Origin of the sequence: Enterococcus sp. E5-162, from assembly GCF_035725965.1 — a bacterium.
Lineage (GTDB): Bacteria > Bacillota > Bacilli > Lactobacillales > Enterococcaceae > Enterococcus_B > Enterococcus_B lactis.
The window spans coordinates 1-26,461 of the sequence record NZ_JAPRFV010000012.1 but is presented as its reverse complement, the minus strand read 5'-3'; the positions used below and the strand labels follow the sequence as shown (position 1 = coordinate 26,461).

General features: G+C 36.0%; 25 protein-coding genes. 8 read left to right on the top strand and 17 right to left on the bottom strand.

Annotation, left to right across the window (positions count from 1 at the left end; translation table 11 throughout):
- Positions 1-11: 11 nt before the first annotated feature.
- The 11 genes from OZZ83_RS11635 to OZZ83_RS11585 form a co-directional block, all read right to left on the bottom strand.
- Positions 12-1,301 carry a sensor histidine kinase gene (locus OZZ83_RS11635; protein WP_002312174.1) on the bottom strand — a complete coding sequence of 430 codons (1,290 nt, stop codon included), beginning with the start codon at positions 1,299-1,301 and terminating at the stop codon, positions 12-14.
- A 1-nt stretch (position 1,302) separates the two neighbouring features.
- Positions 1,303-2,010 carry a LytR/AlgR family response regulator transcription factor gene (locus OZZ83_RS11630; RefSeq protein ID WP_002312173.1) on the bottom strand — a complete coding sequence of 236 codons (708 nt, stop codon included), beginning with the start codon at positions 2,008-2,010 and terminating at the stop codon, positions 1,303-1,305.
- A gap of 494 nt (positions 2,011-2,504) precedes the next feature.
- Positions 2,505-3,281 carry an ABC transporter permease gene (locus tag OZZ83_RS11625; RefSeq protein WP_325066067.1) on the bottom strand — a complete coding sequence of 259 codons (777 nt, stop codon included), beginning with the start codon at positions 3,279-3,281 and terminating at the stop codon, positions 2,505-2,507.
- Entirely contained in the window at positions 3,278-4,189 is a 912-nt protein-coding gene (locus tag OZZ83_RS11620; RefSeq protein ID WP_278023373.1) for an ATP-binding cassette domain-containing protein, read from the bottom strand. Before OZZ83_RS11620 ends, OZZ83_RS11625 begins: the two co-directional genes overlap by 4 nt.
- Before the next feature lie 232 nt (positions 4,190-4,421).
- A complete protein-coding gene (locus OZZ83_RS11615; protein WP_239495946.1) occupies positions 4,422-5,543 on the bottom strand; it encodes a radical SAM protein in 1,122 nt (373 codons plus the stop codon).
- The gene (locus OZZ83_RS11610; RefSeq protein WP_065763701.1) at positions 5,540-5,821 is read right to left on the bottom strand and encodes a hypothetical protein; all 282 of its coding nucleotides are present in this window, start codon (positions 5,819-5,821) and stop codon (positions 5,540-5,542) included. Before OZZ83_RS11610 ends, OZZ83_RS11615 begins: the two co-directional genes overlap by 4 nt.
- A 493-nt stretch (positions 5,822-6,314) precedes the next feature.
- On the bottom strand, positions 6,315-7,388 hold the full coding sequence (locus tag OZZ83_RS11605) for an ABC transporter substrate-binding protein (protein WP_024635601.1): 1,074 nt from the start codon (positions 7,386-7,388) through the stop codon (positions 6,315-6,317).
- Positions 7,385-8,212 carry an ABC transporter permease gene (locus OZZ83_RS11600; protein ID WP_002308417.1) on the bottom strand — a complete coding sequence of 276 codons (828 nt, stop codon included), beginning with the start codon at positions 8,210-8,212 and terminating at the stop codon, positions 7,385-7,387. The genes OZZ83_RS11605 and OZZ83_RS11600 overlap by 4 nt, the downstream gene beginning before the upstream one ends.
- Complete coding sequence (locus OZZ83_RS11595) at positions 8,213-9,019, bottom strand: ABC transporter permease (RefSeq protein ID WP_002287038.1); 807 nt, start codon at positions 9,017-9,019, stop codon at positions 8,213-8,215.
- An 11-nt stretch (positions 9,020-9,030) separates the two neighbouring features.
- Positions 9,031-10,116 carry an ABC transporter ATP-binding protein gene (locus OZZ83_RS11590; protein WP_002308416.1) on the bottom strand — a complete coding sequence of 362 codons (1,086 nt, stop codon included), beginning with the start codon at positions 10,114-10,116 and terminating at the stop codon, positions 9,031-9,033.
- A 16-nt stretch (positions 10,117-10,132) separates the two neighbouring features.
- Complete coding sequence (locus OZZ83_RS11585; RefSeq protein ID WP_002308415.1) at positions 10,133-10,675, bottom strand: helix-turn-helix domain-containing protein; 543 nt, start codon at positions 10,673-10,675, stop codon at positions 10,133-10,135.
- Positions 10,676-10,943: 268 nt separating this feature from the next.
- Here OZZ83_RS11585 and OZZ83_RS11580 point away from each other — a divergent pair, with 268 nt between their 5' ends.
- The 6 genes from OZZ83_RS11580 to OZZ83_RS11555 all read left to right on the top strand — a co-directional run bounded on the left by OZZ83_RS11580 (position 10,944) and on the right by OZZ83_RS11555 (position 15,584).
- Positions 10,944-11,933, top strand: coding sequence for an oxidoreductase (locus OZZ83_RS11580; protein ID WP_002308414.1), 990 nt, complete (start codon positions 10,944-10,946; stop codon positions 11,931-11,933).
- Positions 11,930-12,667, top strand: coding sequence for a phosphopantothenate--cysteine ligase (locus OZZ83_RS11575; RefSeq protein WP_002308412.1), 738 nt, complete (start codon positions 11,930-11,932; stop codon positions 12,665-12,667). Before OZZ83_RS11580 ends, OZZ83_RS11575 begins: the two co-directional genes overlap by 4 nt.
- On the top strand, positions 12,664-13,215 hold the full coding sequence (coaC, locus tag OZZ83_RS11570) for a phosphopantothenoylcysteine decarboxylase (RefSeq protein ID WP_002308411.1): 552 nt from the start codon (positions 12,664-12,666) through the stop codon (positions 13,213-13,215). Before OZZ83_RS11575 ends, coaC begins: the two co-directional genes overlap by 4 nt.
- A gap of 16 nt (positions 13,216-13,231) precedes the next feature.
- Complete coding sequence (locus OZZ83_RS11565; protein WP_002308409.1) at positions 13,232-13,864, top strand: ECF transporter S component; 633 nt, start codon at positions 13,232-13,234, stop codon at positions 13,862-13,864.
- 84 nt (positions 13,865-13,948) lie between these two features.
- Positions 13,949-14,596: an NAD(P)-binding oxidoreductase gene (locus tag OZZ83_RS11560; RefSeq protein WP_002308407.1), complete on the top strand. Its 648-nt coding sequence runs from the start codon at positions 13,949-13,951 to the stop codon at positions 14,594-14,596.
- A 4-nt stretch (positions 14,597-14,600) separates the two neighbouring features.
- Positions 14,601-15,584 (top strand): NAD(P)H-quinone oxidoreductase, encoded by a 984-nt coding sequence (locus OZZ83_RS11555; protein WP_002312163.1) that lies wholly within the window; start codon positions 14,601-14,603, stop codon positions 15,582-15,584.
- Between the two features lie 338 nt (positions 15,585-15,922).
- Here OZZ83_RS11555 and OZZ83_RS11550 read toward each other — a convergent pair whose 3' ends face one another.
- Entirely contained in the window at positions 15,923-17,437 is a 1,515-nt protein-coding gene (locus tag OZZ83_RS11550) for a flavocytochrome c (protein ID WP_002313438.1), read from the bottom strand.
- 138 nt (positions 17,438-17,575) lie between these two features.
- Here OZZ83_RS11550 and OZZ83_RS11545 point away from each other — a divergent pair, with 138 nt between their 5' ends.
- Positions 17,576-18,382, top strand: a complete 807-nt coding sequence (locus OZZ83_RS11545) for a hypothetical protein (RefSeq protein WP_002308404.1) — start codon at positions 17,576-17,578, stop codon at positions 18,380-18,382.
- 174 nt (positions 18,383-18,556) lie between these two features.
- Here OZZ83_RS11545 and OZZ83_RS11540 read toward each other — a convergent pair whose 3' ends face one another.
- The 5 genes from OZZ83_RS11540 to OZZ83_RS11520 all read right to left on the bottom strand — a co-directional run bounded on the left by OZZ83_RS11540 (position 18,557) and on the right by OZZ83_RS11520 (position 25,245).
- Positions 18,557-19,126, bottom strand: a complete 570-nt coding sequence (locus tag OZZ83_RS11540; protein ID WP_002308402.1) for a GNAT family N-acetyltransferase — start codon at positions 19,124-19,126, stop codon at positions 18,557-18,559.
- 82 nt (positions 19,127-19,208) lie between these two features.
- Entirely contained in the window at positions 19,209-21,275 is a 2,067-nt protein-coding gene (locus OZZ83_RS11535) for a bacterial Ig-like domain-containing protein (protein WP_278023377.1), read from the bottom strand.
- Between the two features lie 265 nt (positions 21,276-21,540).
- A complete protein-coding gene (locus tag OZZ83_RS11530; protein WP_278023378.1) occupies positions 21,541-23,019 on the bottom strand; it encodes a helix-turn-helix domain-containing protein in 1,479 nt (492 codons plus the stop codon).
- A gap of 297 nt (positions 23,020-23,316) precedes the next feature.
- Positions 23,317-24,252, bottom strand: coding sequence for a UDP-N-acetylmuramate dehydrogenase (gene murB, locus OZZ83_RS11525; protein WP_278023379.1), 936 nt, complete (start codon positions 24,250-24,252; stop codon positions 23,317-23,319).
- A 72-nt stretch (positions 24,253-24,324) separates the two neighbouring features.
- Positions 24,325-25,245 (bottom strand): Gfo/Idh/MocA family protein, encoded by a 921-nt coding sequence (locus OZZ83_RS11520; protein ID WP_002313435.1) that lies wholly within the window; start codon positions 25,243-25,245, stop codon positions 24,325-24,327.
- A 112-nt stretch (positions 25,246-25,357) separates the two neighbouring features.
- Between OZZ83_RS11520 and OZZ83_RS11515 the strand changes: the two genes are divergently transcribed.
- Entirely contained in the window at positions 25,358-26,110 is a 753-nt protein-coding gene (locus tag OZZ83_RS11515; protein ID WP_002308394.1) for an exodeoxyribonuclease III, read from the top strand.
- Positions 26,111-26,461 lie beyond the last annotated feature (351 nt).

Below are 26,461 nucleotides of genomic sequence, written 5' to 3'. Positions count from 1 at the left end.
GCTACCCTTCTCTAAAATTTAATAAAAAATGAGATTTTGTAAATATTAACTTCTTTCTTTATATCTAGTTCACCATTGTATTTTTCAATTGCTCGTCGAACATTAGTTAAACCAATCCCATGTTTCTCCGTTTTATTTGATTTTTTACTTTTTAAGGACTCTTTGGAATAATTATTTATACAGCTAAATACTAAATAATTATTTCTAGTTTGTATTTTTACATCAATATAAGGACTATCTAGAAATTTTGATGCTTCAATTGCATTATCAAAAATATTGCTAACAATAATAGTTAAGTCAACATCATCAATCCTCAGCTTAGGAAGTTTAACCACATCCACAATAAGTCTTATATTTAGTTCCTTACATGAGGTGTCTAACTGATTCAAAAAGTAATCAATAATAAGCTGACCTGTATATTTTTTTCCTCCCTTATCATATTCCATATTAGAAATCAGCTTACCAATATAAGTATTTCCTTCTACAGCACTTTTTTCGTACAGATGGCGAATCATTAGTAGCTGATTTTTCATATCATGTTTAACTTTATAAATTTCTTCGTTACTTTCTTTAATTGCCGTTACTTCATTTTGCTTTAATTGATAAACATGTTTTAAATACTTACTTTCAATCTGTGTTTCAATATTCTTTTTTCTAATTTCTACGTAATAAAATAGGAATGCTATACTCAGTAACAAGGACAGGACAGTCACATTAAGAGAGATTATCAAATAATCCTGATTACTCTCACCAAATACCACGCTAATAACAAATACCACAAAGCTATTAGAAATATAAAGTACTAGCATTACTAGGATCATACCGATAAAAGAAATTGGTTTCATTTTTCTATTTCTTATAAAGAAAAGACAGAAAAAGACTGTCAAATCAGATAGATAAACATCAAAAATCTGTTGCTTTATTTCTTTTTGAATTGACGATTGAGTTAGAAGTGAGTAGACGTTTCCAACACCATTAACAATAATTCCACTCATCAGCACCACCAAAAAGAATAAGAGGACAATACCAAACTTATCTCTAAGTCTATTCTCAAATAAAAATGTACAGAAAAACAAGAATAAAAAAAGTACAATTGAAGAAGCCTCAAAAATCTGGGTTACTATTATCACAAACATACTACCAACAAAGATAATAATTATAGTTGTCTTCCACGAAAACTTACTGTTTTCAAAAAACGTTTGTAGGAAATAAAAAATGAGTAATGCTTCAAATACAGTTGTTAATATATTAAATAAAGATAATAATGAGGTATCTTTGAAAAAATGAATGATTGTCTCCATATTAACTTCCCTCAAATATATATCTTTTAAATTTTTCTAAACACGATTTTTTAAACCTTCTACTTATTGGAATGATGTCTCGCCCACGCAATAAATAAACCTGATTAGAAGAAATAACATCTATGTATTCCATATTTACGATGAAAGATTGATGACATTGAACAAAGGTTTCTTTTAAATATTCTTTTGAGAAATCTTTTAGTTTAGCGTAAGTTGAAATTTCAGATTGATTATTAAGATGAATAATCAATTGTCTTTTACTGCTTTCAACATATAAAATATCCTTTTTTAGTATTCGATGAACTTCATAATTACTATGGATAACCAAGTAATCCTTTTTATTCTGTTTTTTGATACGATTTATAATCTTTTGAATCTGGGTTTTTTCAATCGGTTTAATTAGATATTGTAAAGCTTGCACATCATATCCATCGAATACGTATTCTTCAGAAGTAGTCAAAAAACATATTGGGACCTTTGTATCAAATTCTCGAATGGATTTGGATATCTCAACCCCTTGAGCTTCATCAGTAAAATAAACATCCATAAATATTAAATCAAAATGTTGGTTATTTTTTAAGTCCTTCAACAATTTTTCACCTGTTGAATAGTATTCAATCCAAATTTCTTCTTCATCTTCCAAAGTACTAATGACACTTCGGAGGTAATCAAAATAAATTTCTTCATCATCACAGATTGCAAATTTCATTTTCTCGTATCCCTTCTCTATATATCTTCTACAAAAAATATACCACAACCGTATCTTTAATTAGATTGAAATAAAGACTTTCAATAAGAAAAGTACATATACCAAAATTAAAATTACGGTATTAGAAATTTTCCCAGTACTACTCAGAAGCACCATAATAATGCTATTAAGCAGAAAGAAAAGTATTATCGACATAATAGTTGGTAGTTGCAGCAATGATAAAAAGCAAAAGATAGTTAATAGAGTAGAGTACAGAGAAATTACGTACAATAAAAAATTAGAATAGCCTTTACTAAGATAAACGTTATTGAGAATCCCTACCACTCGACCACAACTATAAATTGCAAAAGCCATAGGGAAAATATACAACAATCGAATATAAAATACTGAATCGTTCCAAATCAGTCCGACTGAACTAATCAGTATCAAACAAGCTAATAAAATATGAAAAATCTTATTTATCCAAAACAGAAATAAACACGACCTGAGAATACTCATCTCAATTCACTTCTTCTAAAAAGAAAGTTTCCAATAATTAGAAACGTAAAAATTAATAATAGACTGAAGCTTGAAACCTGAATATAACTCAGCGATTGATTGATTCCAAAACTACTAAAAAGAACAAGTGGTTCAAATTCCGCTATTTTATTGAGGATTCCTTCGTTGACTAACGGTTTTATCAGAATAAAAAGTAATTGGATTACCACCGGATATAGAAATAGACAAGTGATAATAATATGGGTATTTTTCAGAACAAATATAAGCGGAAAAGAAATACTTAAAAGCAAAAAAATGATTATCAATTGGAATGCTATTGTTCTTATGATTTCTAAAATAGATGTTGATACATGAACACCAAAAATAAAATAAGTACAAACAAACGATGCAATTAAATACATAAAATAAAAAACTGTAGTCATTAAAAATATAGTTACTACTTTTCTAAAATAAATTCCAAATCGATCTCCAGAGGCCAAAAATAATTGTTTAACCCTACCATTATCAAAATCACTTAACCAAAACGAATAGATTAAATACAGCATAAACAGTAATACCATATCAGCAGAATGTAACATCTCTAAAAGAGCATTTTTAGATGAAGTTGGATAGCTCCTGTTGGTTGCTAAAAGATTCTGTATTACTACAGTTATTGGTCGTTTGGCGTTACTACTGACCATGAAAGTTAACATTGCAAAAAAAGAACTAAGAGCCAATAAGAACAAATTTATTTTATTTTTAAGAAATCTAAAGAAATCTGCTTTTATATTCATTTAACAGCCTCCACTCTGTGTAAAAAATACTTTTCCATATCCATCACGTTTCGTTTCAAGAAAAAGGAATTTTTCATTTCCTGGTCAAGCATTGTTTGGAGCCGTTCTTCCTCATCACTCGCTAAATCAATAGATATCTCTTTTTGAGCATCAAAAGTAATTTGATTTTTAGGAAAATGTTGTTTTAAAAATTGTAGTGTATCTAGTGGTTTTGATGATTCAATAGTGAAGCCTGTAAACCCTAAATCTACGTACTCAGAAATAGAAAATTCTTCAATCAGTCGCCCCTCATGCATAATTCCATATTTAGTTGCAACTTGCTCAAGCTCACTCAAAATATGACTTGAAATCAAAAAAGTAATCCCATGTTCTTGGTTTAATTTTAATATTAGGTTTCTTATATCCTGAATTCCTTGTGGATCTAATCCATTTAGTGGTTCGTCTAAGATAATCAACTCTGGATCAGGAATTAGTGCGATTGCAATACCTAAACGTTGTTTCATACCAAGTGAGAAATTTTTAACTTTTTTCTTTCCAACTTTATCTAAATTCATCAATGCTAATATATGATCAATGTTTTCCACATTTCTATTAGTTAAAAGAGAAAAGTACTTCAGATTGTCATAAGCTGTCAATTCAGGAAAAAATACTGGATTTTCGATTAATGCACCGATTTTTTGTAATGAGTGTCTATTTAAAGGAAAACTTTTTCCAAATAACTTAATTTCACCAGAATTGTATTTAACTAATCCTGTTATAGTTCTCATAAAAGTTGTTTTTCCAGCACCATTGTTACCAATAAACCCATATATGTCTCCTTGAGAAATAGACATATTAACCTTATCTAAAACTAATACACCTTCAATCTGCTTTACTAAATATTTTGTTTTTAATACTTCTCTACACATCGACAGCCTTCCTTTCTAAAATTTTTATTCAAAAAGGACTCACTACACAAGCAAGTCCCTTTCTTGTTTTTTGCAGCTTTACAAGATTAACAGAAAATCCCGCACACGCCACCATCACAACCAATTCCACAAATGACTCCACCACGAGGGTCTTTTGGTGCTAGCTCTTGCTGTGATTGAACTTGAATTTCACTCATGTTAATTCCTCCGTTATAATAAGACATATTTATCATTAACTAACTAAACTTAATCGCTCAGCTAGTTTTGACCAAAGTAATGGATCCGACTGAATTCTAGCAAACTGATATAGAGTTCTCTTTAAAGTTGTTATGATCGTAACACAAGTCATATCCACAACTTTTTCCTGATGTTCAATATCAAAAGTACCCAAACATGAGGAACAAATTTCTCTTGCCAGACATCCTTCACAAGCAGTATATTTAGATTTATTATTTACTGCATTAGTAAACTGCAATATTGAATCCACTATATTCTGTGGATCGTCACCAATCTTCCCAAGTTTTGCAGATTCATTAGCTGTGTACATAAAACAAGGCTGTATGACTAAGTCTTCTGCTACAGACAAGGTTCCTGCACCCGCTGGACAAATAATATCCACGAATTTATTTTCGATAACAGATCTCATAATACCTAACGTAATTACTGTGGTTTGAATTTCTTGATCGTGCAAAATACATTCAAATGTATAATCAACTAAATCAATAATGTATTTTTGGTATAAAATTGAGTCATTATATAAATCTAAAGAACTGGGTTCATCAAATTGAACTTGAGCAATATGTGGAATATTCACACCAAACTCTTCACCAAAAAATTTAACTAAGTCTACTAGTGAAACTTTTTGCTTTAAATGCTCATTAGTATAGGTTCCTTCAAATCCTAAATTTTCAAGTTTCCTGTCTTTTGCCTTTCGATAGCTCTCAACTATTCGATTGTATGATCCCTTCCCCTTTGTATCAATTCTTACGGCATCATTCACTGAAGCTGGACCATCTAGGCTTAATGTCAGCGTGAAATTATTTTCCTCGAACAAATCTAATAACCTATTGGAAAGTGCATATCCATTAGTGACGATTCCATATTTAGGCTTTTTATAGTCCGGATGTGTCTCACAATATTTGTTGATATAATTGACTGCAAATTCAATTTGCTTTCCACAAAGACTAGGTTCTCCTCCAAAAAACTGAATTGCTTCTACACTTTTAAAAGAAGTTAAGAAATATTCAAGAATATTTTCCAAGGATTTATTTCTCATAACTGTTCGATTAGCAAAGGAATAGATTCCGCAATCTGCATAGCAATATTTACACCTTAAATTACAATCCGAAGTCAATACCAGTGCCAATCTTTTAACATTAAAATTCTTAGAAATTGAAGGATTCTTTTTTGATCAATGTATTTGTCGATTTTCTGAGTTTCAATATTACTAAGCATTTCATTAATTTCTTGGACATAGGTTCCGTTTAGATGCTTTTTTAACTTAATCAAAAGGTTTGGATCATGAATCAAGTAGAATCGCATACTTGACCTTTCCACCAAAATATTTACATTGTCTTCTTTAAAAAGTTGAAATTTATCGTTCTGATTTACTTGTATTTGATTATCCATCATATCCTTCCTCTCGTTCTGAATATTAAAACGAAATGTTCTTCATTAAAACAACTTTGTAAAAATCGACAATTCTAATGTAATAATTGGCTTAAACTCAATCATTGAAAAAATCAATTTTATTAGTTACAGATATCTGCTTTAAATGAATAGTCAATTGAAGAGGTGTATACATCTTATTACTAATTATTTTTTCGTATCAAAAATACTAACTTCACTCAAAAAAATGTTCCAACGCAGTAAGTTAAAAATGGACTGTATGTTGTCTTTACCACCTCATATCCTCCTAGCAGAATTCTGAGCTATTATTCACTATTCGACATATCCTTTTCCATATTTTTCTCTGGTAGAAAACTGTGGTAGAAAAAAATAAAATAACAAAAAAAAGCGGCTTTTCAGCCGCTTTTGGTAGAAAATTGGAAAACTCAAATAGAAAAAGGTCGCTTTTTCTCTATTTAGAAGGTTGATAAATCCCCAGTTTTACTGAGTTTTGCCATCATTTCCGATACATCTTGAATTCTAAGAATAGATCATTATAGATGCCTAGGTATTTCGATCCTAGATCTTCATAGACTTCAAGATGAGAGATCGTGTCATCAGATGGATAAAATTGTTCGTCCGACGAAATGTCTTTTGGCAATAACGCTTTTGCTTTTTCATTTGGTGTAGAATAACCAATATACTCTGCATTTTGTGCCGCGTTTTCCGGTTCTAGCATAAAGTTGATGAAATCATAGGCACCTTCTTTATTTTTCGCAGTTTTTGGCATAACGATATTATCAAACCAAAGATTGGACCCTTCTGGTGGGATCACGTAATGTAAATGTTCATTTTCCCACATCATATCGGCAGCTTCGCCAGAAAATGTTACTGCCACGGAAGCTTCTTCATTGATCATATACATTTTGATTTCATCAGCCACGATTGCTTTGACATTTGGTGTTAGATGATTCAATTTATTTGCTGCTTCTGTCAGCTGTGCCATATTCTTACTATTCAAAGAATAGCCTAAACTATTCAAAGAAAGCCCCATAACTTCTCGTGCACCATCAATCAGCATCAAACTGTCTTTCAATTCCGGCTTCCACAAATCATCCCAATGCTGGATTTGATCTGCATCAAAGAATTTATCATTATATACGATCCCTAAAGTTCCCCAAAAATATGGAATCGAATACTGATTATCTGGATCAAAATCCAAATTTAAAAATCGTGGATCGATATTATTTAATCCTTTGATCTTTGAATGATCTAAGGGTAGCACTAGTTTTTCTTTGATCATTTTTTGGATCATATATTCACTTGGAATAGCGATATCGTAGTTTGTTCCACCTTGTTGGATTTTTGTGAACATCGCTTCATTAGAATCAAATGTTTCATAATTTACTTTGTATCCATATTCTTTTTCAAATTTCGTGATCAAACTAGGATCGATATAATCCCCCCAGTTATAGATCGTCAGTACCTTTGCTCCACTCATGCCACTTGTTTTTTCAAGTTGACGAACACCAAGAAGTAGCACCGCAATAATGATAAGAATACCTAAAAACAGAGATTGTAATTTTTTCATCGTAGCCGTGCCACCCCCTCGCGTACTCTTCTGTTTTTCTTCAACCGTTTTGGACGGTTTTCTTTACTAATGAAGTAGTAACCAATGACCAATATCATGGAGAACAAGAAAACTAATGCACTTAGCGCATTGATTTCTAAACTGATTCCTTGTCTTGCACGAGAATAAATCTCTACTGAGAGCGTTGTAAAGCCATTTCCTGTGACGAAAAACGTAACCGCAAAATCATCAAGAGAATAGGTAAATGCCATAAAATACCCAGCTATGATCCCTGGAGAAAGATAAGGCAAAATGATATTTTTGACTACTTGCAAATTATTCGCACCAAGATCTCTAGCCGCATCAACCATTGAATCGTTCATTTCTTGCAATTTTGGCAAGACCATCAAGACGACGATTGGAATGCTGAAAGCAATATGGGAAAGCAATACACTCTGAAAACCTAATCCGAACCCTAGTAGTGTAAAGAAAATCAAGAAACTAGCACCGATAATAACATCAGGAGAGACTAATAAGATGTTATTCATGCTCAACAACGCTGTCCGTGCACGTCGTTTCTTCGTGTAATAGATCCCCATAGCCCCAAATGTCCCGATGATCGTGGCGATCAATGCAGATAAGAAAGCCAACATGAACGTATTCAATACGATAATGATCAAACGAGTATCTTCAAAAACAGCTTCATAATTTTCCCAAGTGAACCCTGTAAAGCTGTTCATCGTTCCTCCTTCATTGAAGGAATAAAAAATCAGATAGAAGATCGGTGCATATAAGAATAAAAAGACGATCCCTAAATAAAGATACGACCATTTAAATTTTTTCATTTATGAGCGACCTCCTTTTTTCTTCTCGCCTGTCAGGAGCATCACGATAAACATAGCAATGATTAAAATCACACCGATCGTAGAACCCATCCCCCAGTTTTGCGTAACCAAGAAATGCTGTTCGATAGCTGTTCCTAAAGTGATCACTCGGTTTCCACCAATCAGACGAGTGAGCATGAATAAAGAAAGAGAAGGAATAAAGACTGCTTGGACGCCGCTTTTCACACCATTTAATGATAATGGAAAAATCACTCGTCGGAAGGTCTCAAAGCTATTCGCTCCTAAATCTCTGCTGGCACTGATCAAAGAAGGATTCATCTCTTCCAATGCATTGAAAATCGGCATAATCATAAATGGAATCTCGATATACGTTGCGACGAACAAGAAACTGAAGTCTGTGAACAATATCTGTTTCGGTCCGATCCCGATAAAATCAAAGAAATGATTCACGCTGCCGTGAACACTGAAAATTCCAATAAATGCGTAAGCTTTAAGCAGCAGATTCACCCATGTAGGCAAAATAATCAACATCAGCCATAATTGCTTGTGCTTCAGTTTTGTTAAAAAATAAGCAGTCGGGTAACTGATGATCAGTGTAAAAAACGTAATCAAAAATGCATACCATACAGAATTGATCGTCATAGAAAGCGATGTCCCCGACGTAAAATAAGATAGATAGTTATTCAGCGTGAATTGCCCATTCATATCAAAAAAAGATTGATAAATGATCATTAATACAGGCGCGATCACGAATAAACCGAGCCACAAAATATAAGGGACGGAATAGATTCTGCGCATTGTTTTCATTCATGTCCCCCCTATTCTTCGTAACTGTCAAGACGTGCATCGAATTCTTCTTCAGACTCGTTGAAACGCATGACATGGATATCTTCTGGCTCAAAGGCCAATCCTACTTTGCTTCCTTCTTTAGCTTTTTTCGTCGAATGGACCATCCATTCATTTTGCTGTTCATCATAACAGATGATTTCATAATGGACACCACGAAACAGCTGAGTATCGACCGTTACGACTAGCTTTCCTTTATCTGGTGTCGTGATCGTCAAATCCTCTGGGCGTAAAACAACTTCAACTGGCTCATTCGGGCGCATCCCGCCATCGACACATTCAAATTGCTTACCAACAAACTCAACTAGATTATCTTCGATCATCACACCGTCCACGATATTGCTTTCCCCAACAAAATCAGCAACGAAATGATTGATTGGCTCATCATAAATATCTACAGGCGTACCACTTTGGACGATTTTCCCTTTATTCATGACAAAAATCTCATCACTCATCGCCAACGCTTCTTCTTGATCATGAGTCACAAAAATAAACGTGATCCCTAATCGTTGTTGCAGATCCCGCAGTTCATACTGCATATCTGTACGTAGTTTCAAATCAAGCGCCGATAACGGTTCATCTAGTAACAATACTTTAGGTTCGTTCACGATTGCTCGTGCAATCGCTACACGCTGTCTTTGACCACCAGACATTTCACTGATCTCCCGTTTCTCATATCCAGGAAGCTGGACCATACGCAATGCATCTTTTACCTTCTTTTCGATATCAGATTTGGACATTTTTTTGATCTTCAATCCAAAAGCAACGTTATCAAAAACATTCATATGAGGAAAAAGTGCATAATCTTGGAAGACGGTATTTACTTGTCGCTTATTAGCTGGCAAATCATTCAACCGTTTCCCTTCAAAATAGATGTCCCCTTCTGTAGCTTCGGTGAATCCAGCTATAATACGTAGGATCGTTGTTTTACCACAGCCGGAAGGACCAAGCAGTGTATAAAATTTTCCTTGTTCGATCTCAAAACTTACTTTTTTTAATACTGTTTCATCATCATAGCGTTTCACTACTTGATCAAATGAAATGATTGGTTTCCCCACGTTTTTACCCCCTATATTACAAATATGATTGTGTCGCGACAATCAATACTTTTGTTCGTTTTTTGAGATGATTCCTTAATTGATGTTGTTTTGTCGCTTGATAATAGATCGACTGTCCTGCTTTTGCCACATAGATCGTCTCTCCTAAGCTTAACTCTAATTCCCCTTCTAATACAAAAATAAACGTTTCAGATAATGAAGGTTCAAACGTCTTATATTCTCCTGCACCTTCAAAAGTTAGTAAAACAGGCTCCATTTCTTTTTCATTCGAATCAGCCACCAGCCATTCCAATTCATACCCGTTTTCTTCATCGAAATAAACCGTATGATCTTCTTTTGAATAAACCACTTGCAGATTCGCTGCTTCTTGATGAAAAAATTCTTCTGGAGTGACACCTAAGACTTCAAGAATAGAAAAGAATGTTTCCATTGATGGTGAACTTAAATCTCGTTCCAACTGGGAAATATACCCTTTTGACAAATCTGTGCGTTCGCCTAGTTCTTCTTGTGTCAAATTCTTTTGGATGCGCAAATTTCTTAACTTCTCACCAATTTCCATAATTTCCTCCGTATGAAGTTTTCTAATAGTAAACTTCTGGTTTACTACCACTCGTATTAGTATACGAATTTTATTGCAAAAGGCAACCCTTTTTAACATTTTTTTTGCTGAATATTTCTTTATCTTTTCGAATCATTTCTACTTATTCGATTCTTTCTTTTTTCTGCCTCTTTCACCTAATTTTTGTCTAAATTTAAGGAAGAACCAGAATAAAAAAGTAGGCTTTGTGGTATGATAAAAGAAAATTTTTAAAAGGAGTGTCTCACGAATGAACGCTTTTCGATCTTTTCAGGTAATAAATGAACCTGTTTTCCATACAGCAGTCAGTGATCTGCCATTTACTGAATTGGCTGAAAATGAAGTCTTGGTAAAAATTGCCTATTCTGATGTCAATTATAAAGATGCATTGGCAATGAGCGAGTCTGGTCAGGTGATACGAACATATCCAATGACTCCAGGGATTGATTTATCCGGAACTGTCGTCCAAAGTAAAGATACACGTTTTTCAGAAGGAGATCTTGTACTTGCTACTGGTTTTGGGCTTGGTGTCACCTATCCAGGCGGTTACAGCCAATACCAAAAAGTACCAGGAGACTGGTTAGTCCCTCTACCGAAAAATATGACACTGCGTCAAGCGATGATTTTTGGTACAGCAGGTTTTACTGCTATGTTGTGTGTGAACGCTTTAATCCGTCAAGGCATAACCTCCAATAAAAAAGTTGTCATTACTGGTGCTTCTGGCGGTGTAGGCAGTGTAGCTGTCGCCCTGTTACATAAACTCGGATTCCAGTCAATCATCGCTTTTTCCAGAAAAGAAGAGTCTGTCACATGGCTAAAAAGTTTAGGTGCTACTCAAGTCGTACGTCCTGATGAATTTCTGCCAGAAACAACAAAAGCTTTAGGAAAACAGCAAATCGATGCTGTCATCGACACAGTAGGCGGTGAGCAACTAAGTAGTCTTCTTCCATTGATCTCTTATAACGGTGTAGCAGCTTTATGTGGTAATGCAGGGGGAATCAAACTAAACACGACCGTTTTGCCTTTTATTCTGCGAAACATCCAATTGATTGGGATCGATTCTGTCAATGTACCTATTGAACAACGTCCTTCTTTATGGCAACAGATGGCAGATTTGCAGATAGCAGATGATCTAGTCGCCCAAGAAGTAACTCTGGAGCATTTGCCTGAAACAGCAACTAAACTACTTGCTGGGACACATCAAGGAAGAACACTGGTAAATGTAGGTGACCAAAAATGAAGGTTCTGATCACAGCTGGAGGGACAACTGAAAAAATCGATCAGGTACGCGCTATTACGAATCATTCGACAGGACGATTAGGACAAGCTTTAGCTGATCACTTAGCTGCCAACCCAGATACCACAGTCGATTACGTGACTACGAGACAAGCACTGAAACCGGAAAGACGTTCCAATATAACGATCTATACGATTGAGTCTGCCCAAGACTTGTTTTTACAATTAGAAGCACTCACAAAAAAAGAACACTATGATGCAATTATCCACAGTATGGCAGTCAGTGATTTTACTCCTGCTTTTAGTTTTTCAGAAGAACAGTTGGCAAAAAAACTACCCGCTTCTTCAACACAAGAAGAACTGGCCAATTGGTTTGCAGAAAATGAACAAATAAAGAACTCTGCTTCAAAGATCTCTTCTGACACCGAGCATCTTGTGCTCGTTTTGAAGAAAACGCCAAAAATCATTTCTTATCTGCGTGAATGGCAGCCGAAAGCGAAAATCATTGGTTTTAAACTATTAGTAGACGTACCAAAGGAATCTCTTCTTACAGTCGCCAAAAACAGTCTGATAAATAACAAAACTGATTTTATTTTCGCGAATGATTTGACAGAAATCCATGGCGAGACACACCACGGTTATCTCTTATCTAAAGATGGGACAGTGGAAGAAGCACAAAGTAAATCAGAGATTGCTGCATTGATTACTGAAAAAATTAGATTGGAGGAATCAAAATGAAAAAGATCTTATTAGGCGTTACCGGAAGTATTTCTGCTTACAAAAGTGCCGATCTTACAAGTCAATTTGTCAAATCAGGTGTCCAAGTAGATGTGATTATGTCTCAAAGCAGCACACATTTTATCACGCCATTAACCTTGCAATCTCTGTCGAAGCGAGCAGTCCATACAGATGTCATGCAAGAATCAAATCCACAGGTGATCAATCATATCGAACTAGCCAAACAAGCTGACTTGTTTCTCATCGCACCTGCTACGGCAAACATTATCGGCAAGCTAGCAAACGGCATTGCAGACGATCTCCTTTCAACAGTCGCAATGGCGCTTCCGGCGGGAACACCAAAACTGATTGCCCCTGCCATGAACACGAATATGTATCAAAACCCGATCACTCAGCGTAATCTGGAAACATTGAGATCTGTCGGCTATCAGGAAATCGAACCAAAAGAATCTCTTTTAGCTTGCGGAGATTTTGGAAAAGGTGCCTTAGCTGATATTCAGACGATCATCGAACAGGTCATGCTGACTCTTAACGAAAGAAATGTTTAGTGGAAAAGGAGTACTTATGAAAAATACAAAAAACTTTACTTTGACTGCGATGTTTTTAGCTATTTTGATTTTATTAGCTGTTACGCCTCTAGGGTTTATTCCTATTGGCCCAATAAATGCAACAACCATGCATATACCTGTAATCATTGCTTCGATCGTTTTAGGACCAAGACTAGGTGCTTTTCTTGGCGGTACATTTGGACTGATCAGTATGATTCGAAGTACGGTTATCCAAACACCTTTGTCTTTTGTCTTTTCTCCGTTCATCCCAGTCATCGGAACTGAACATGGAAGCTGGAAAGCCTTGTTGATCGCGTTTATCCCTCGGATCTTGATTGGTGTTGTTCCTTATTTCGTTTATAATGGTCTGCGCAAACTGATGAAACAAAAAGCAGATACCGTCTCTTTATTCTTAGCAGGACTTGCCGGCTCATTGACCAATACGATTTTAGTGATGAATATGATCTACTTTTTATTCCAGCAAGATTATGCCAAAGTCATCGGGACAAATTTAAATGCTGTTTATTCAGCTATTCTTGCAGTTATTTTTACAAGTGGCGTACCTGAAGGAATCGTCGCTGGCCTTGCGACTGCGGCAGTATGCAATGTCTTGCTAAGATACTTCAAGCGCCCTTCTCTTCATCACTGATAGTTATCGTAGCCGATGTCTGATTTTTTTCTCTTTTGGTGTTACTATTAAATAGTAAGATTTGACGTCGAAAGGATGATCCAAATGAAAATTTTTGTTGTAGGTGCAAACGGACAGATTGGCCGACACCTGATAAAAGATCTAGCTTCAAGCTCCCACGAAATTTTTGCTGGGGTAAGAGATGTCGCTTCCCAGACATTAGTAAAAAAAGAGAATGTTTCGTATGTCTCTTTTGATTTAACTTGGTCCGTGGAAAAAATGGCTGAAGCATTCAAAGGTATCGATGTATTGATTTTTGCTGCCGGTTCTCAAGGAAAGAATCTTCTGCAAGTAGACTTGGATGGCGCAATCAAAACAGTGATCGCAGCTGAAAATGCGCATGTCTCTCGCTATCTGATGGTCAGTGCTGTTTATGCGGATGAACCAGCAAAATGGCCTGAGTCCATGACAGATTATTATATTACTAAACATTATGCAGATGAATGGCTGAAACGAACTAACTTAGATTTTGTCATTCTTCAACCAGTCACATTGACGAACGATGAAGAAGTTACTTCCATTCAATTAACTAAGCCTAATGAGAAGGCATCAAAAACGATCACTCGCTCTACAGTTGCTGCTGTACTTGCCGCTCTAGTGGAAGAAACGGATATTTCCCGTACGACTCTAGTACTTTCTGAAGGTAGCAAAGAGTTGAATACAGCATTCCAAGAATGGGCAAAGGAGGAATAGATCCATGCGTGCCATTTCAATCAAGCATCCTGGTTCTGTAGATGTATTAGAACAAATAGAAGTGCCTGTTCCTGAACCAAAACAAGGCGAATTATTGATAAAAGTCCATACAGCAGCGGTCAATCGAACAGATATCATGAAAAGAGAATCAGTCTCTTTAAAACCTCCCTACCCTATTTTGGGTGTCGAAGTAGCTGGAGAGGTAGTTGAGAATAAAAGTGATATCTCCACTTTTACTACTGGAACAAAAGTGTACGGATTAGTCAATCTAGGTGGTTATGCTGAATATGCTGTGATGCCTGCCGATCGAGCAATCCTTCTCCCTGATACGTTAGATTATGTTTCTGCTGCTGGAATCTCAGAAGTTTTTCTGACTGCTTATCAAACACTTTATTGGCTTGGAAAATTACAAGAAGGCGAAACTGTTTTGATCCACGCAGGAGCAAGTGGTGTTGGAACAGCAGCGATTCAATTAGCTAGACAACTTTCTCACGCGAAAATCATCGTTACTGCAGGATCAGAAGAAAAGCTCGCCTTTTGTAAAGAACTTGGTGCAGATGAATTGATCAACTATAAAAAACAAGATTTTCAAGAAGAGGTAAGAAAAATCACTGATGGTCGAGGAGTCGATGTTATCTTGGATTTCATCGGCGCTTCTTACTGGGAAAAGAATTTAGCTTCTATAGCCGTTGATGGACGCTGGGTCTTGATTGGTATGCTTGGCGGAACCATTGTGCCTGAGATAGACCTTGGTGTATTGATTGGGAAACGTGTCCAACTTCTTGGTACATTATTGACACCTAGAAGTGATCAGTATAAAGCAGAGCTCGCACAAACTTTTATGGAAAAAGCGGGGCCTTTTCTAGAAAATGGCAAGATTCGGCCAATCATTGACCGTACATTCCAATTCAGCGAGGTCAAACAAGCGCATGAATATATGGAAGCAAACAAAAACATCGGAAAAATCATTTTGAAGATAACTGAATAAAACCATGCTGATCAAAAAAGAGGCTGGAATAGAAGCGTTTAACTCCAAGAAATAAGAAAAAATTCTCGAAAATTGCTTTTCAAATTTTTGTGAATTTCAGCTTATTTCCGAAGGAGTTGCTCCTGCTTCCGCCGTTTATACGTGTTTAGAGCGTGAGACAAAAGTGTTCTTTACTTTTGTCTCACGCTCTTTTTCCGAACAAACGGTGTTCAATCAGCTTGCATCTGCGGTAATAAGTCCAACCAAGTCAAAAACATAAGAAGCTACTTTTACTTGGCTGTTCTTATTACTTGATGCAAGGCAGCTTTTTCACAACCTCTTTTTATTTACGTTCTATTTCATTCATTTTCCGAAGCAAACCGAGCTGCTTGTATGCCCGCTTGTCGCCCAAAAATAATGATTTCTGCAACTGAGTTTCCACCGATTCGATTGTCTCCATGTAAGCCACCTGTGACTTCTCCAGCAGCATACAACCCGCTGATCGGCTGATTTTCTTTATCCAATACTTCGGTATTCGTATTGATTTTCACACCACCCATCGTATAATGGATCCCTGGCGCGATTTTGATTGCATAATAATTTGGAGACGATAGATCATGTTCCATGGCTGTGGCACGATTGAATTGAGCATCTTTTTTCTCCGCAACATCCGCATTCCATCCATCAATTGTTTTTGCTAATGTTTCTTTTGGCAAATCAATTTTTTCTGCTAATTCTTCCATTGTTTTTCCAGTTGTGACATATCCTTTTTGGTCATAAAATTCAATAGCAGTGGCACGATCACGCACGCCTTGATCAAAAATCAAATACGCTGATTTTTCAGGCAACGCTGTGATGGCTGCAGATACTTTATCCCTTGTATCCATTTCATTCACAAATCTTTTGCCTTCTTGATTCACCAAGATTGCTCCTTCTCCGCGAACCACTTCACCGATCAAGATTCCCTCATCCTGTTGCACGGTTGGATGGATTTGTATTTTATCCATGTCAACGGTTTGTCCGCCTAACTTTTCGATCATGGTAATACCATCTCCAGTTGATCCTTCTTGATTTGTCGTAATATAATCAGCTAAATCGGGACGATATCTTTCAATAAATTCTTTGCTAGCACCAAAACCGCCTGTAGTGACGACGATTGCTTTACCGGTGATCTCTTTTGGTTCTTCTCCTTGGACATGTACAGTCACTTCATTGACTGTTTCGCCATTTTTCTTAATATCTGTCACATCTGTGTTGACAAAAATCGGTATTTTTCGCTCATGGACGCTGTTCAATAATCCATCCACTAAATATCCACCGATAGCCGAGCCATCAGACGGACGATGCGTCCTCTTCTCACCCATCCCTCCAGTGATTGTTAAATTATCTAGTTTGATCCCATTTTGATCCAACCAATCGATTGCATCAGCAGAGTGATTGACAAAGTAACGAAGCATTTCTTTATCATTTGTTCCTCCGCCACCTTTTAGCGTTTCTTCATAGAATGCCTCATTGGAGTCTTCGATTCCCTCTTCTTTTTGGAATTTGGTTTCAGAAGCGTTCATTCCGCTTGATGATTTAGACGTATTTCCTCCGGCAACAGGCATCTTTTCGAAAATCACTGGGTTCAAACCAGCATCTTTTGCTTCGATAGCGGCTGCCATCCCTGCACCGCCAGCTCCCACGATTACGATATCATAAGATTCTTTCATTTCTTTTGGATCGGTATATGCTTGTTTAGAAGCACCTGATGACACTTCGGCAGATTCCTTCGTACTAGAACTTGTCTGTGCTGTATTTTTCTGATCTGCGCCACATGCACTCATGGCAAGAAGCGAAACCGCCGTTAATAAACCAACAACTAATTTTTTCATGTTTATCCCCCTTTTCTCCTTATGCCTATATTAAGTGATTTTTTTCACAATATCAACTCTGTTTTTCTTTAAGACATATAGTTTTGGTAAACACGCGCTTCTTAGTATAATTAAGGATATACATGAAGGAGTTATTTTATGAATCATTTGAAAACCTTTTTTACGAACAGTACAAAAACTGCTGGCAAAATCACAAATGGAATCTATATTTTATTACGTATCATCGTTGTTATTATGTTGGTTGATCAGATTTGGAACCAACATTGGGGAAATACGATGCTTTTATTATTGACACTGATTTTATTTGAAATTCCTTATTTTCTGGAAAAGATATTAAAGATACAGATTCCAAATATGTTAGAAATCATATTGTTATCTTTTATTTTCAGTTCAACGGTTTTAGGAGAATTAAGCGATTTTTATGGCTATTTTTCAATGTGGGATACTTTTCTACATGCATTCAGCGGATTTTTAGCTGGGGGTGTCGGTTTTTCACTTGTTTATTTGCTCAATAAAAATACAAAAACGATGAACTTGACTCCTCTGTTATTAGCAGTCGTTTCCTTTTGTTTTTCGATGACAGTTGGTGTTATGTGGGAGTTTGTTGAATTTTCAGCAGATAAATTGCTACAATTCGATATGCAAAAAGATACGATCATCCAGCAAATCAATAGTGTGGAGTTAAGCAAAGACGGAAACACTGTCTATCATGTTCCTGATATCACTCGGACAGTCATTGAAAGTCAGAATGCAGACGGTAAAACAGATAAAATAATCATCCAAAATGGTTATTTAGATGTAGGAATCATAGATACTATGAAGGATTTATTTGTTAATTTTATTGGAGCAGTCGTTTTCAGTATATTTGGTTACTTGTATAGTCGAAATGATTACCAAAAATTTACTTTCATCAAGAATTTTATTCCCAAAAAAATCAAACGATAAAAATTCTAAAAAAATAAGAGAAGAGGCAGTGACAAGACTTTTGTCACGACCTCTTCTTTTTCGAATAAATAGCGTATCATCAGCTAGCCAACAGGATGAATTCAAAAACAGTAAGATAGAAAGAACTACTTTTCCGTTTTTCTTCTCATATTGTGAGCTGATTTCACCATTTTTTTATTTATCCAATTGACTTAAAACCTGCATAACCTTTTCATAATCTGAATTAGGTGTGCCATCTAGATTTTCAGCAATAAAAGAAAAACCCATTTTTTTATAAAGAGCAATCGCCTGATGGCTCCATGTCTGTGTGTGAAGATAGATTGGTCCATCCGTATGGAGGGTAGGAAATTCTTGTAAGACTTTAGCAGTCAATGCTTTTGCGAGCCCTTTTCCTTGGTAAACTGGTTTAACTGCCAACCAATGAAAAACCGGATACATTCGTTCTCTTGATTTTTTTCGCCAAGCGGTACAGGTTGCTACTTTTTCTCCATTTTTTGTCTCTACAAAAAACATCCTTCTTTCAAGTTCTTCAGGATAAGGAGCAAAGTTTTTTTGAAAATACTCAAGTGCTTCACCTGTCGTTTGAAATTCCCCAACGGAAGTTTCAATCTCTGACCAAGCAGATTCGTCCCCTTTTTGATAGGTTCGAAATTTAAAGCCTTCCGCTAAAGGCGTCATTGGCACAGGCAGTTGAAGTGGTCTTGTCATCCAGATTTCTGCGTAAGGCAACGTTTTATCTAACATTTTTCTATCCCTCCTCGTATCCATTATGCCAAATAACAGATAACTCAGCTACTTATTTGACTATAGCAGATAGGGGGATGAATCAGAACCAGTCATCTGCGTCAAATTCATTTCGATTAGCGTATACCCATGTTCCTGCCATACCTCGCATGACATCTCCTAAAACGGAAGAAGAAGGGACGCCTCCACCAGGTGCGGGTGTTCCCGGACTAGGAAGCGGTACTTGCGGCTGCAGATGCTCATTGGTGGAATCAATAGTTGACAAGCGTTTTTTCTTCGTTTCCTTGTGGTCATCTGATTCATTTTGATCTTCCGACTGTTTAGTAACAATTTCTTTTTCTGATTGTTGTTGTTCTATTTTAGACTCTAACATTTCATTTTCCGATTCAGAAACTTGTGGGGCCAAAGGATCTTCTTGCCCTATCGTTTTGTTAGATTCTGAGCTTTTTATAGATATTCTTACTGGTTCTAGGCTTCTTATTTGTTTTACTTTCCCTGTTGGAGAAACTGCATGAGCCATTTGTTGTTTTTTTTCTGGCAAGCTTTCTTCTTGTCTTTTTTGTTCTTTTTGGTTTATCTGTTTATTTAATGGTAAAACATGTAATAGCGACTGAGCACGGAGTTCTTGGAGTGAATACGGGTCATGATAACTATACATAATCGTAAAATCGCCTGTTTGTTTGGTCAAATAACCATCCTCCAATGGTTCTCCGTTGATTGTGACCTCTACATCCTTTGACGGTACGGGTTTACCTAAGGAGTTTGTTGCGGATTTGATCAACTCTTCTTTACTTATTTTTTCATTTGGCTGAGCAATAACAACATGACCTTCTAATGAACTATTATCCGGTACATAAACATAAGTGAAGGTAATTTCCTCTCCTGATTGCTTCCTATTATTCATCAGTTTTGAGTGAATAGCTTCAAGAATCACCGACCAGTTACTGTTTCTGTCTAATCCGTTTGCTTGCATCCAGTCAGAAATAGAAGTGACTTTTCCGTCTTGTTCATAAGTCGACAAATCTACATTCGGCACTCGATCAGAAAATTCAGCAGGGAGTTGTAAATCTGGAATAAGTTCTACACTACTTATGCGTGTTTCTGCTTGCAGTTCTTTATTCGTTTGACGATCAATAAAATGAGTGATGACAGTCGATGAAACAGCAGGTGCTTCTACATAAACGACAGCTGTTGTTTCCACCATTTTTGATGTAAGAGGGTCTGCATAAGTTAATACGACGGGATATTCTCCCGGTGTGGTAGAATCTACTGTCCCGCTCATTTTGATTTCTTCTTTATTCCCTGAAGTTCCATCGCTTTTTGTTACATATTCGATAAGAGATTTAGGGTCGTAATTCTCTCCTGTTATTAGATGAAGATCTTTTCCTTTGATAGCTGTTTGATCAACATGAACATGAATCACAGCAGATGCAGTCATTGTTTTTAAAGCAATTGGATCAAAATAAGACAAGTCAATAGTAGATACTCCTGTATTTGTCGTGTCTATGATATTCCCATTGTTTGAAATTACTTTGGACATATCTCCTTGTGTTCCATCTGCATTCCTCAAGCTTTCTACCAGATCCGATATCGAAATTTTTGTCCCTGCCAGAACGTTGATTTCCTTGCCTTTGAACTGTGAATAATCTTTTCCATATACATAAGAGACTTGTGCACTTCCACCGTCCTTCACACCTGTCAAAGCATGATTTAAACTATCAATGATCTGTTTTAGCTGATCACCTTTTGTTGGATCAGTCATACCGGAAAAGACAGAAAGCGGCACGCTACTTCCAGTTTCTGATGTCCATAATGTTTTGTTAGGAATTAACCAATAGTGGTTTATCGTTGGAGGATAACTGACTTTATTATAGGAATTCAAAGAAGGAAGTAGCTGTGTTCCACTTACATCAGTGAAAGTATGGGTAATAGTAATAGGAGAATCAGTCGTCTCAGAGACAGATGTACGTACGATTTTGATGGTTTGTGCCGTTGCCTGAACGGGTACATTCATATAGACACCTACAGATAAGCTGATCAGCATCGTACGCATCACAAATTTGACATAGCGGTTTTCAGAACACGATCGTTCTTTGTCTAAACGGCAAGCGTGTTTATTTAGTTTTTTAGGTTGTCTTTTTGAACACATTTATTCTTAGTCCTCCCTACTCTTGCCTCAGCATGAAGTAGTAATTTTCATAAGATGATTTTATTATATAGATAAAATCAAAAAAAGATGGTCAATTGGGACAGTATTTTTCTTGATTTTTTATTATTTAAAGAAAATCGTAATAATAACTTATGTACTTTTTAATTTTGTCAAGCAATATCTCTCGATATCTAGTCATCTTTTCTTTGAAAAAAAACATAAATCAGCTAATAAATAGGTAAGACAAAGTTGTCATCCATAAATATTAGCTGATTTTTTCAGTTAAATGTCTATTTTTTTCTCTGATAATGATATTCCCAAAATATTCCCAGTCATCTGGTGTCGGCGGATTTTTCCATATTATCTGCTCTTTGTTGAATTTTTCAAGCAAACAATCAGATAAATAAATATCCGTACGGGAAGTGATTCGACTTTCAATCACAATATTGTAATTTTTAAATCCCTTCACTTGAGAAATAATATAAGCGGTATAGGCAGATCCTTGAGAAAAATCAATACAGACATGGATTGGTGATTCAAAATAAAAGACTGGACAAATACCGACCAATAAAAAAAGATAATCATAAAATAAGCGAATCATGAAACGTTCATCTTTTTCCAAGAAATAGTGTTTATTATCTTGTATGACATTTTGGATCGCTGTACTGAATATTGGATACGTTTCGAAGAAAAACTGCAACTGCTTTTTAGACGTAAAACTAGTCATCTCAAAGTCGAATATCCAATTTTTCCGATTGACATGCATCATCCCCATACGAAGTTCTTTTCGTATATGGAGTCTTTCTTCTTCAGAAACTTCAGTTGAAAATGGTAATTGATCAATCAATTCCACTGACATTTTTTGACTAATCATATGGATATCATGAAAATGAGCTTCTGCAAGTCCAAACGCACCATCTAATTCAAATTCTTCTTCCGTAATCAAAAATAACATGATATAAGAAATCTCATCAATAATCTGCTCTTTAGGGATATGTAGAAAAGAAATATGCGATAAATCCTTAATAATCTTCATTCCTTCTGAGCTCTTAAAGTATTCATCTGAAAAGAAACGTTTTCCTATTGGTTGATTTCCATAAATCCTCAACAAACTAACAGTAGTTAGCAAATTGAATTTGATTCGCTTTGTGGCAGACAACTTTAAATTGAACAGATATTCAAAATATTGCACGATACTTTTTGCTTCATTCATGACGCTTTCTCTAAATGGCATAGAAAAACCATTAAAGCCCCCAAAATATACCCCAAATAATACGTTCCGTATGTTTATTTCTTCCCCAACTAATATGTTTTTCTTTAACTTTATTTGATGCTGTTCAAGAAAAGAGACTAATTCTCTTCTTTTTACATAAGCTCTTGATATGCTTAAAAAATGGTTCTCTGCAAATTTTTCAATTGTTACTTTTGAATCCACGATCTCCGTTAACAGTCGAGCAATTTTTGATCGTTGAAAGTAGATTCTTCTTAAATTTTTGATATCCGTCAAATTTAGCCGTTCAACATGAATCTCTCCTTCTTCTGAGATTTGGATCTCTGGCTTTGATTTGAATTCAGAAAATTCTTTATTTAATTCTATGATATAATTTCTTGTTTTAAATTTAGATAAACCTAATGTTTCATATAACTTAGACAACACGACGTAATTCTTTTTCTCAAATTCTAAATATCTGGCTAACAGCAGTTTTTCTCTATCTTCCTCTTCGATAAGGTAATCCAACTTCATATCCTACACCTCAAAAAAATGCCTCATACCAATCACTTGATATGCAGATGAAAGTTCATCTTTTCACCTATACTGATTTTATGATGGATTACACCTGTTTTTTCATCAGTTATTCACATTTTTTATCTTTTTTTTGAGAATATTACAAAAAATGGAAAAATTTACGGGAAAATATTCTATATTTTTTGTTTTATTGTGTTAAAATGTACAAGATTTGCACCATTTGCGTAAACAACCACAAAAAGAGCAGGGCGTCCTCCGTCCTGCTCTTTTACTTATTTTAAGTGCAATTACTTATTAATTCGCTGAACTTCTGCTTGTTTCTGATAGTGCTTGTTTCTCTCCAATGATCCGCACTTCTGTTTCTAAAGACACATCAAATTTTTCTTTGATCACTTCTTGGATGTGCGCAATCAATTCAATATAATCTGTCGCTGTCGCATGATCGATATTGACGATGAATCCTGCATGTTTTTCAGAGATTTGTGCACCGCCCCATTTCAGACCTTGCAATCCTGCTTGCTGGATTAGCTGACCCGTATAATGTCCTACTGGGCGCTTAAAGACACTGCCGCATGAAGGGTATTCTAATGGCTGTTTGGATTGACGCAATTCTGTCAACTCATCCATTCGTGCTTTGATTGCTTCATAATCCCCTGTTTGCAAACTGAATCGAGCTTCCAATACGATAGCACGTAGCTCTTGGATTTTACTGTGACGATAAGAAAATACCATTTCTTCTTTTGTCAAAGTTTTCAATGTTCCATCTTCAAGCAAAAGATCCACTTCAGCAAAAACATCTTTGATCTCTCCGCCATACGCACCTGCATTCATATAAACCGCTCCACCGACACTTCCCGGGATGCCGCAAGCAAATTCAAATCCAGTCAATGATTCGGCCAAAGCTGCATAAGTCGTATCAATCAGTGAGGCACCTGCTTCCGCAATGACCATCGTTCCTTTGACATGAATCTGTTTCATTTCAGTCAGCATGATGACTACACCACGGATCCCACCATCTTGAACGATCAGATTGCTTGCGTTTCCTAGTACCATCCAAGGTATATCATGGATTCGGCAATAATCGATGATTTGCTTTACTTCTTCTTGCTTTTTCGGGAATGCAAGGACATCAGCTGGTCCGCCTGTTTTCGTAAACGTATAGTTCATCAATGGTTCATCAAACAATAAAGTGATCGTGGCTAAGCTTTCAACTATTTCTTCTTTATTCACTGAGGATTTTCCTTTCTTTTCTCAAACGTCCCCATTATTCTATCACGCTTAATACAATCTTGCCAGTCTTGTTCAAAGTTGATGACGGTAGTGCTCTTTAAGCACTTCCTCGCATAATTCATGACTTCTTACAACTTCTTGCTGCTTAAGCAGTTCTGCTTCCGGTTTACCTGAACGTATCTGAGATAAGAAGGCCTCTACCATTGGCTCAAACCCGCGTTTGACTAGCGTGTTCGTCCAGTCGCCAAATTCTTTCACCTTTTTTCCATCAGCATCTTGAATGACAAGCTGGGTCAGGTCGCTTACTTCATAAGTACCATTCTTACTTGTTACTTGATATTTTTCTGTATTAGCACCACTTGCTAGATCCATCGTTAATAGAGCCGTTTGATTTTGTGTTTCTAATTGTAAAATGGCATATTCCAAATATTCCTTTGTTTCTCTTATCTGATATTTTGTTCTCAAAATGGGTTCATCCAATAAATACACCGCTGTATCAATGAGATGTAAAAATAAATCATAAAGGACGAATTCTGTCGTCTCTTTTGCCGCTATTCGATTTTTTTGCAGTTGGATCAGCCGCTTCTCTGGGATACGTTTCAATTCTTCTACCATAGGAGCAAAGCGTCGGTTAAAACCGACCATCAAGATCACTTGGTTCTTATCAGCCAATTCTTGCAATTCACGCACTTCGTTTAGATGGACACTCAACGGTTTGTCAATATAAACATGGATACCATTTTCTAGACATCTTTTTGCTAGCTCATAATGTACTTTTGTTGCTGCGTGAATCATGCATGCCTCGATTTTTTCTTCTAAAAGCTCATCGATCGTTTCATATAGATGTTGGAACCCATATTCTTTTTGGATTCTTTCTTTTGTTTCTTTATTTCGTGTTGCAAAATAAAAATCAACTGTTCCTTGTTTTTTCGCATAGGTTGGTAAATATGCTTTTTCTGCAATATTCCCTACACCGATTACACCAATCTTCATCGACTTTCCTCCTGGATCATTTAGTTACTTTCATCTTACACCATTTTTTACTAAAATGAGGTACAATAGTATCGCAAAGGTAAGGAATTTAATTCGAAGGAGTGTGTTTTTATTGAAATTTATCTCTTGGAACGTGAACGGGCTTCGTGCCATCGTAAATAAAAATTTTTTAGAAGTTTTTCATGAGTTAGACGCCGATTTTTTCTGTTTGCAGGAAACAAAGCTCCAAGCAGGACAGATCGATTTAGATCTTCCTGGTTATTATCAATATTGGAATTATGCAGAACGAAAAGGCTATTCTGGTACAGCCATTTTTGCTAAAGAACCTGCATTGAATGCCACTTACGGAATGGGTATCGATATCCACGACACAGAAGGCCGTCTGATCACTTTGGAATATTCCGATTTCTTTCTTGTAACTTGTTATACGCCAAATTCTCAAAGTGAATTGAAACGTTTAGATTACCGATTAGAATGGGAAGAAGCCTTTTATAATTATCTAGAAAATTTAAAGAAACAAAAACCAGTCATCGTTTGCGGGGATCTAAACGTCGCGCATCAAACGATCGATTTGAAAAACTGGAAAACGAATCAAAAAAATGCTGGATTCACTCCAGAAGAAAGAGCGGCTCTTTCTCGACTGTTGGATAACGGGTTTATCGATACATTTCGTTATTTTTATCCAACCCAAGAAGGTGTTTACTCTTGGTGGAATTACCGATTCAATTCAAGAAAAAACAATGCTGGTTGGCGGATCGATTACTTTTTGACGAGCAAAGATTTAGCGCCAAGACTGGCTGATGCAAAGATCCATACGGACATTATGGGCAGTGACCATTGTCCAGTAGAATTAGATTTGAAATAAAGAGGTTGTGAAAAAGCTGTCCTGCATCAAGTAATAAGAACAGCCAAACAAAAATAGCTCCTCCTATTTTTCTTTTGGTTGGGCTTATTACCGCAGATGCAAGCTTTTGAACACCGTTTACCAAGAGGTTGTGAAAAAGCTGTTTAGTTTCGAGTATTAAGAAAAATTTTGTGAAAATGGCTTTCCACATTTTTGCATAAATTTGGCTTAATACCGAGAAACTGGCTTTTGAACACCGTTTACCAAGAGGTTGTGAAAAAGCTGTTTAGTTTCGAGTATTAAGAAAAATTTTGTGAAAATGGCTTTCCACATTTTTGCATAAATTTGGCTTAATACCGAGAAACTGGCTTT

Bases quoted from the DNA above. Each gene is read 5' to 3' on its own strand.
- OZZ83_RS11635 (WP_002312174.1), bottom strand. From the start codon at position 1,301: ATGGAGACAATCATTCATTTTTTCAAAGATACCTCATTATTATCTTTA.
- OZZ83_RS11630 (WP_002312173.1), bottom strand. From the start codon at position 2,010: ATGAAATTTGCAATCTGTGATGATGAAGAAATTTATTTTGATTACCTC.
- OZZ83_RS11625 (WP_325066067.1), bottom strand. From the start codon at position 3,281: ATGAATATAAAAGCAGATTTCTTTAGATTTCTTAAAAATAAAATAAAT.
- OZZ83_RS11620 (WP_278023373.1), bottom strand. From the start codon at position 4,189: ATGTGTAGAGAAGTATTAAAAACAAAATATTTAGTAAAGCAGATTGAA.
- OZZ83_RS11610 (WP_065763701.1), bottom strand. From the start codon at position 5,821: ATGATGGATAATCAAATACAAGTAAATCAGAACGATAAATTTCAACTT.
- OZZ83_RS11605 (WP_024635601.1), bottom strand. From the start codon at position 7,388: ATGAAAAAATTACAATCTCTGTTTTTAGGTATTCTTATCATTATTGCG.
- OZZ83_RS11600 (WP_002308417.1), bottom strand. From the start codon at position 8,212: ATGAAAAAATTTAAATGGTCGTATCTTTATTTAGGGATCGTCTTTTTA.
- OZZ83_RS11595 (WP_002287038.1), bottom strand. From the start codon at position 9,019: ATGAAAACAATGCGCAGAATCTATTCCGTCCCTTATATTTTGTGGCTC.
- OZZ83_RS11585 (WP_002308415.1), bottom strand. From the start codon at position 10,675: ATGGAAATTGGTGAGAAGTTAAGAAATTTGCGCATCCAAAAGAATTTG.
- OZZ83_RS11580 (WP_002308414.1), top strand. From the start codon at position 10,944: ATGAACGCTTTTCGATCTTTTCAGGTAATAAATGAACCTGTTTTCCAT.
- OZZ83_RS11575 (WP_002308412.1), top strand. From the start codon at position 11,930: ATGAAGGTTCTGATCACAGCTGGAGGGACAACTGAAAAAATCGATCAG.
- coaC (WP_002308411.1), top strand. From the start codon at position 12,664: ATGAAAAAGATCTTATTAGGCGTTACCGGAAGTATTTCTGCTTACAAA.
- OZZ83_RS11565 (WP_002308409.1), top strand. From the start codon at position 13,232: ATGAAAAATACAAAAAACTTTACTTTGACTGCGATGTTTTTAGCTATT.
- OZZ83_RS11560 (WP_002308407.1), top strand. From the start codon at position 13,949: ATGAAAATTTTTGTTGTAGGTGCAAACGGACAGATTGGCCGACACCTG.
- OZZ83_RS11555 (WP_002312163.1), top strand. From the start codon at position 14,601: ATGCGTGCCATTTCAATCAAGCATCCTGGTTCTGTAGATGTATTAGAA.
- OZZ83_RS11550 (WP_002313438.1), bottom strand. From the start codon at position 17,437: ATGAAAAAATTAGTTGTTGGTTTATTAACGGCGGTTTCGCTTCTTGCC.
- OZZ83_RS11545 (WP_002308404.1), top strand. From the start codon at position 17,576: ATGAATCATTTGAAAACCTTTTTTACGAACAGTACAAAAACTGCTGGC.
- OZZ83_RS11540 (WP_002308402.1), bottom strand. From the start codon at position 19,126: ATGTTAGATAAAACGTTGCCTTACGCAGAAATCTGGATGACAAGACCA.
- OZZ83_RS11535 (WP_278023377.1), bottom strand. From the start codon at position 21,275: ATGTGTTCAAAAAGACAACCTAAAAAACTAAATAAACACGCTTGCCGT.
- OZZ83_RS11530 (WP_278023378.1), bottom strand. From the start codon at position 23,019: ATGAAGTTGGATTACCTTATCGAAGAGGAAGATAGAGAAAAACTGCTG.
- OZZ83_RS11520 (WP_002313435.1), bottom strand. From the start codon at position 25,245: ATGAAGATTGGTGTAATCGGTGTAGGGAATATTGCAGAAAAAGCATAT.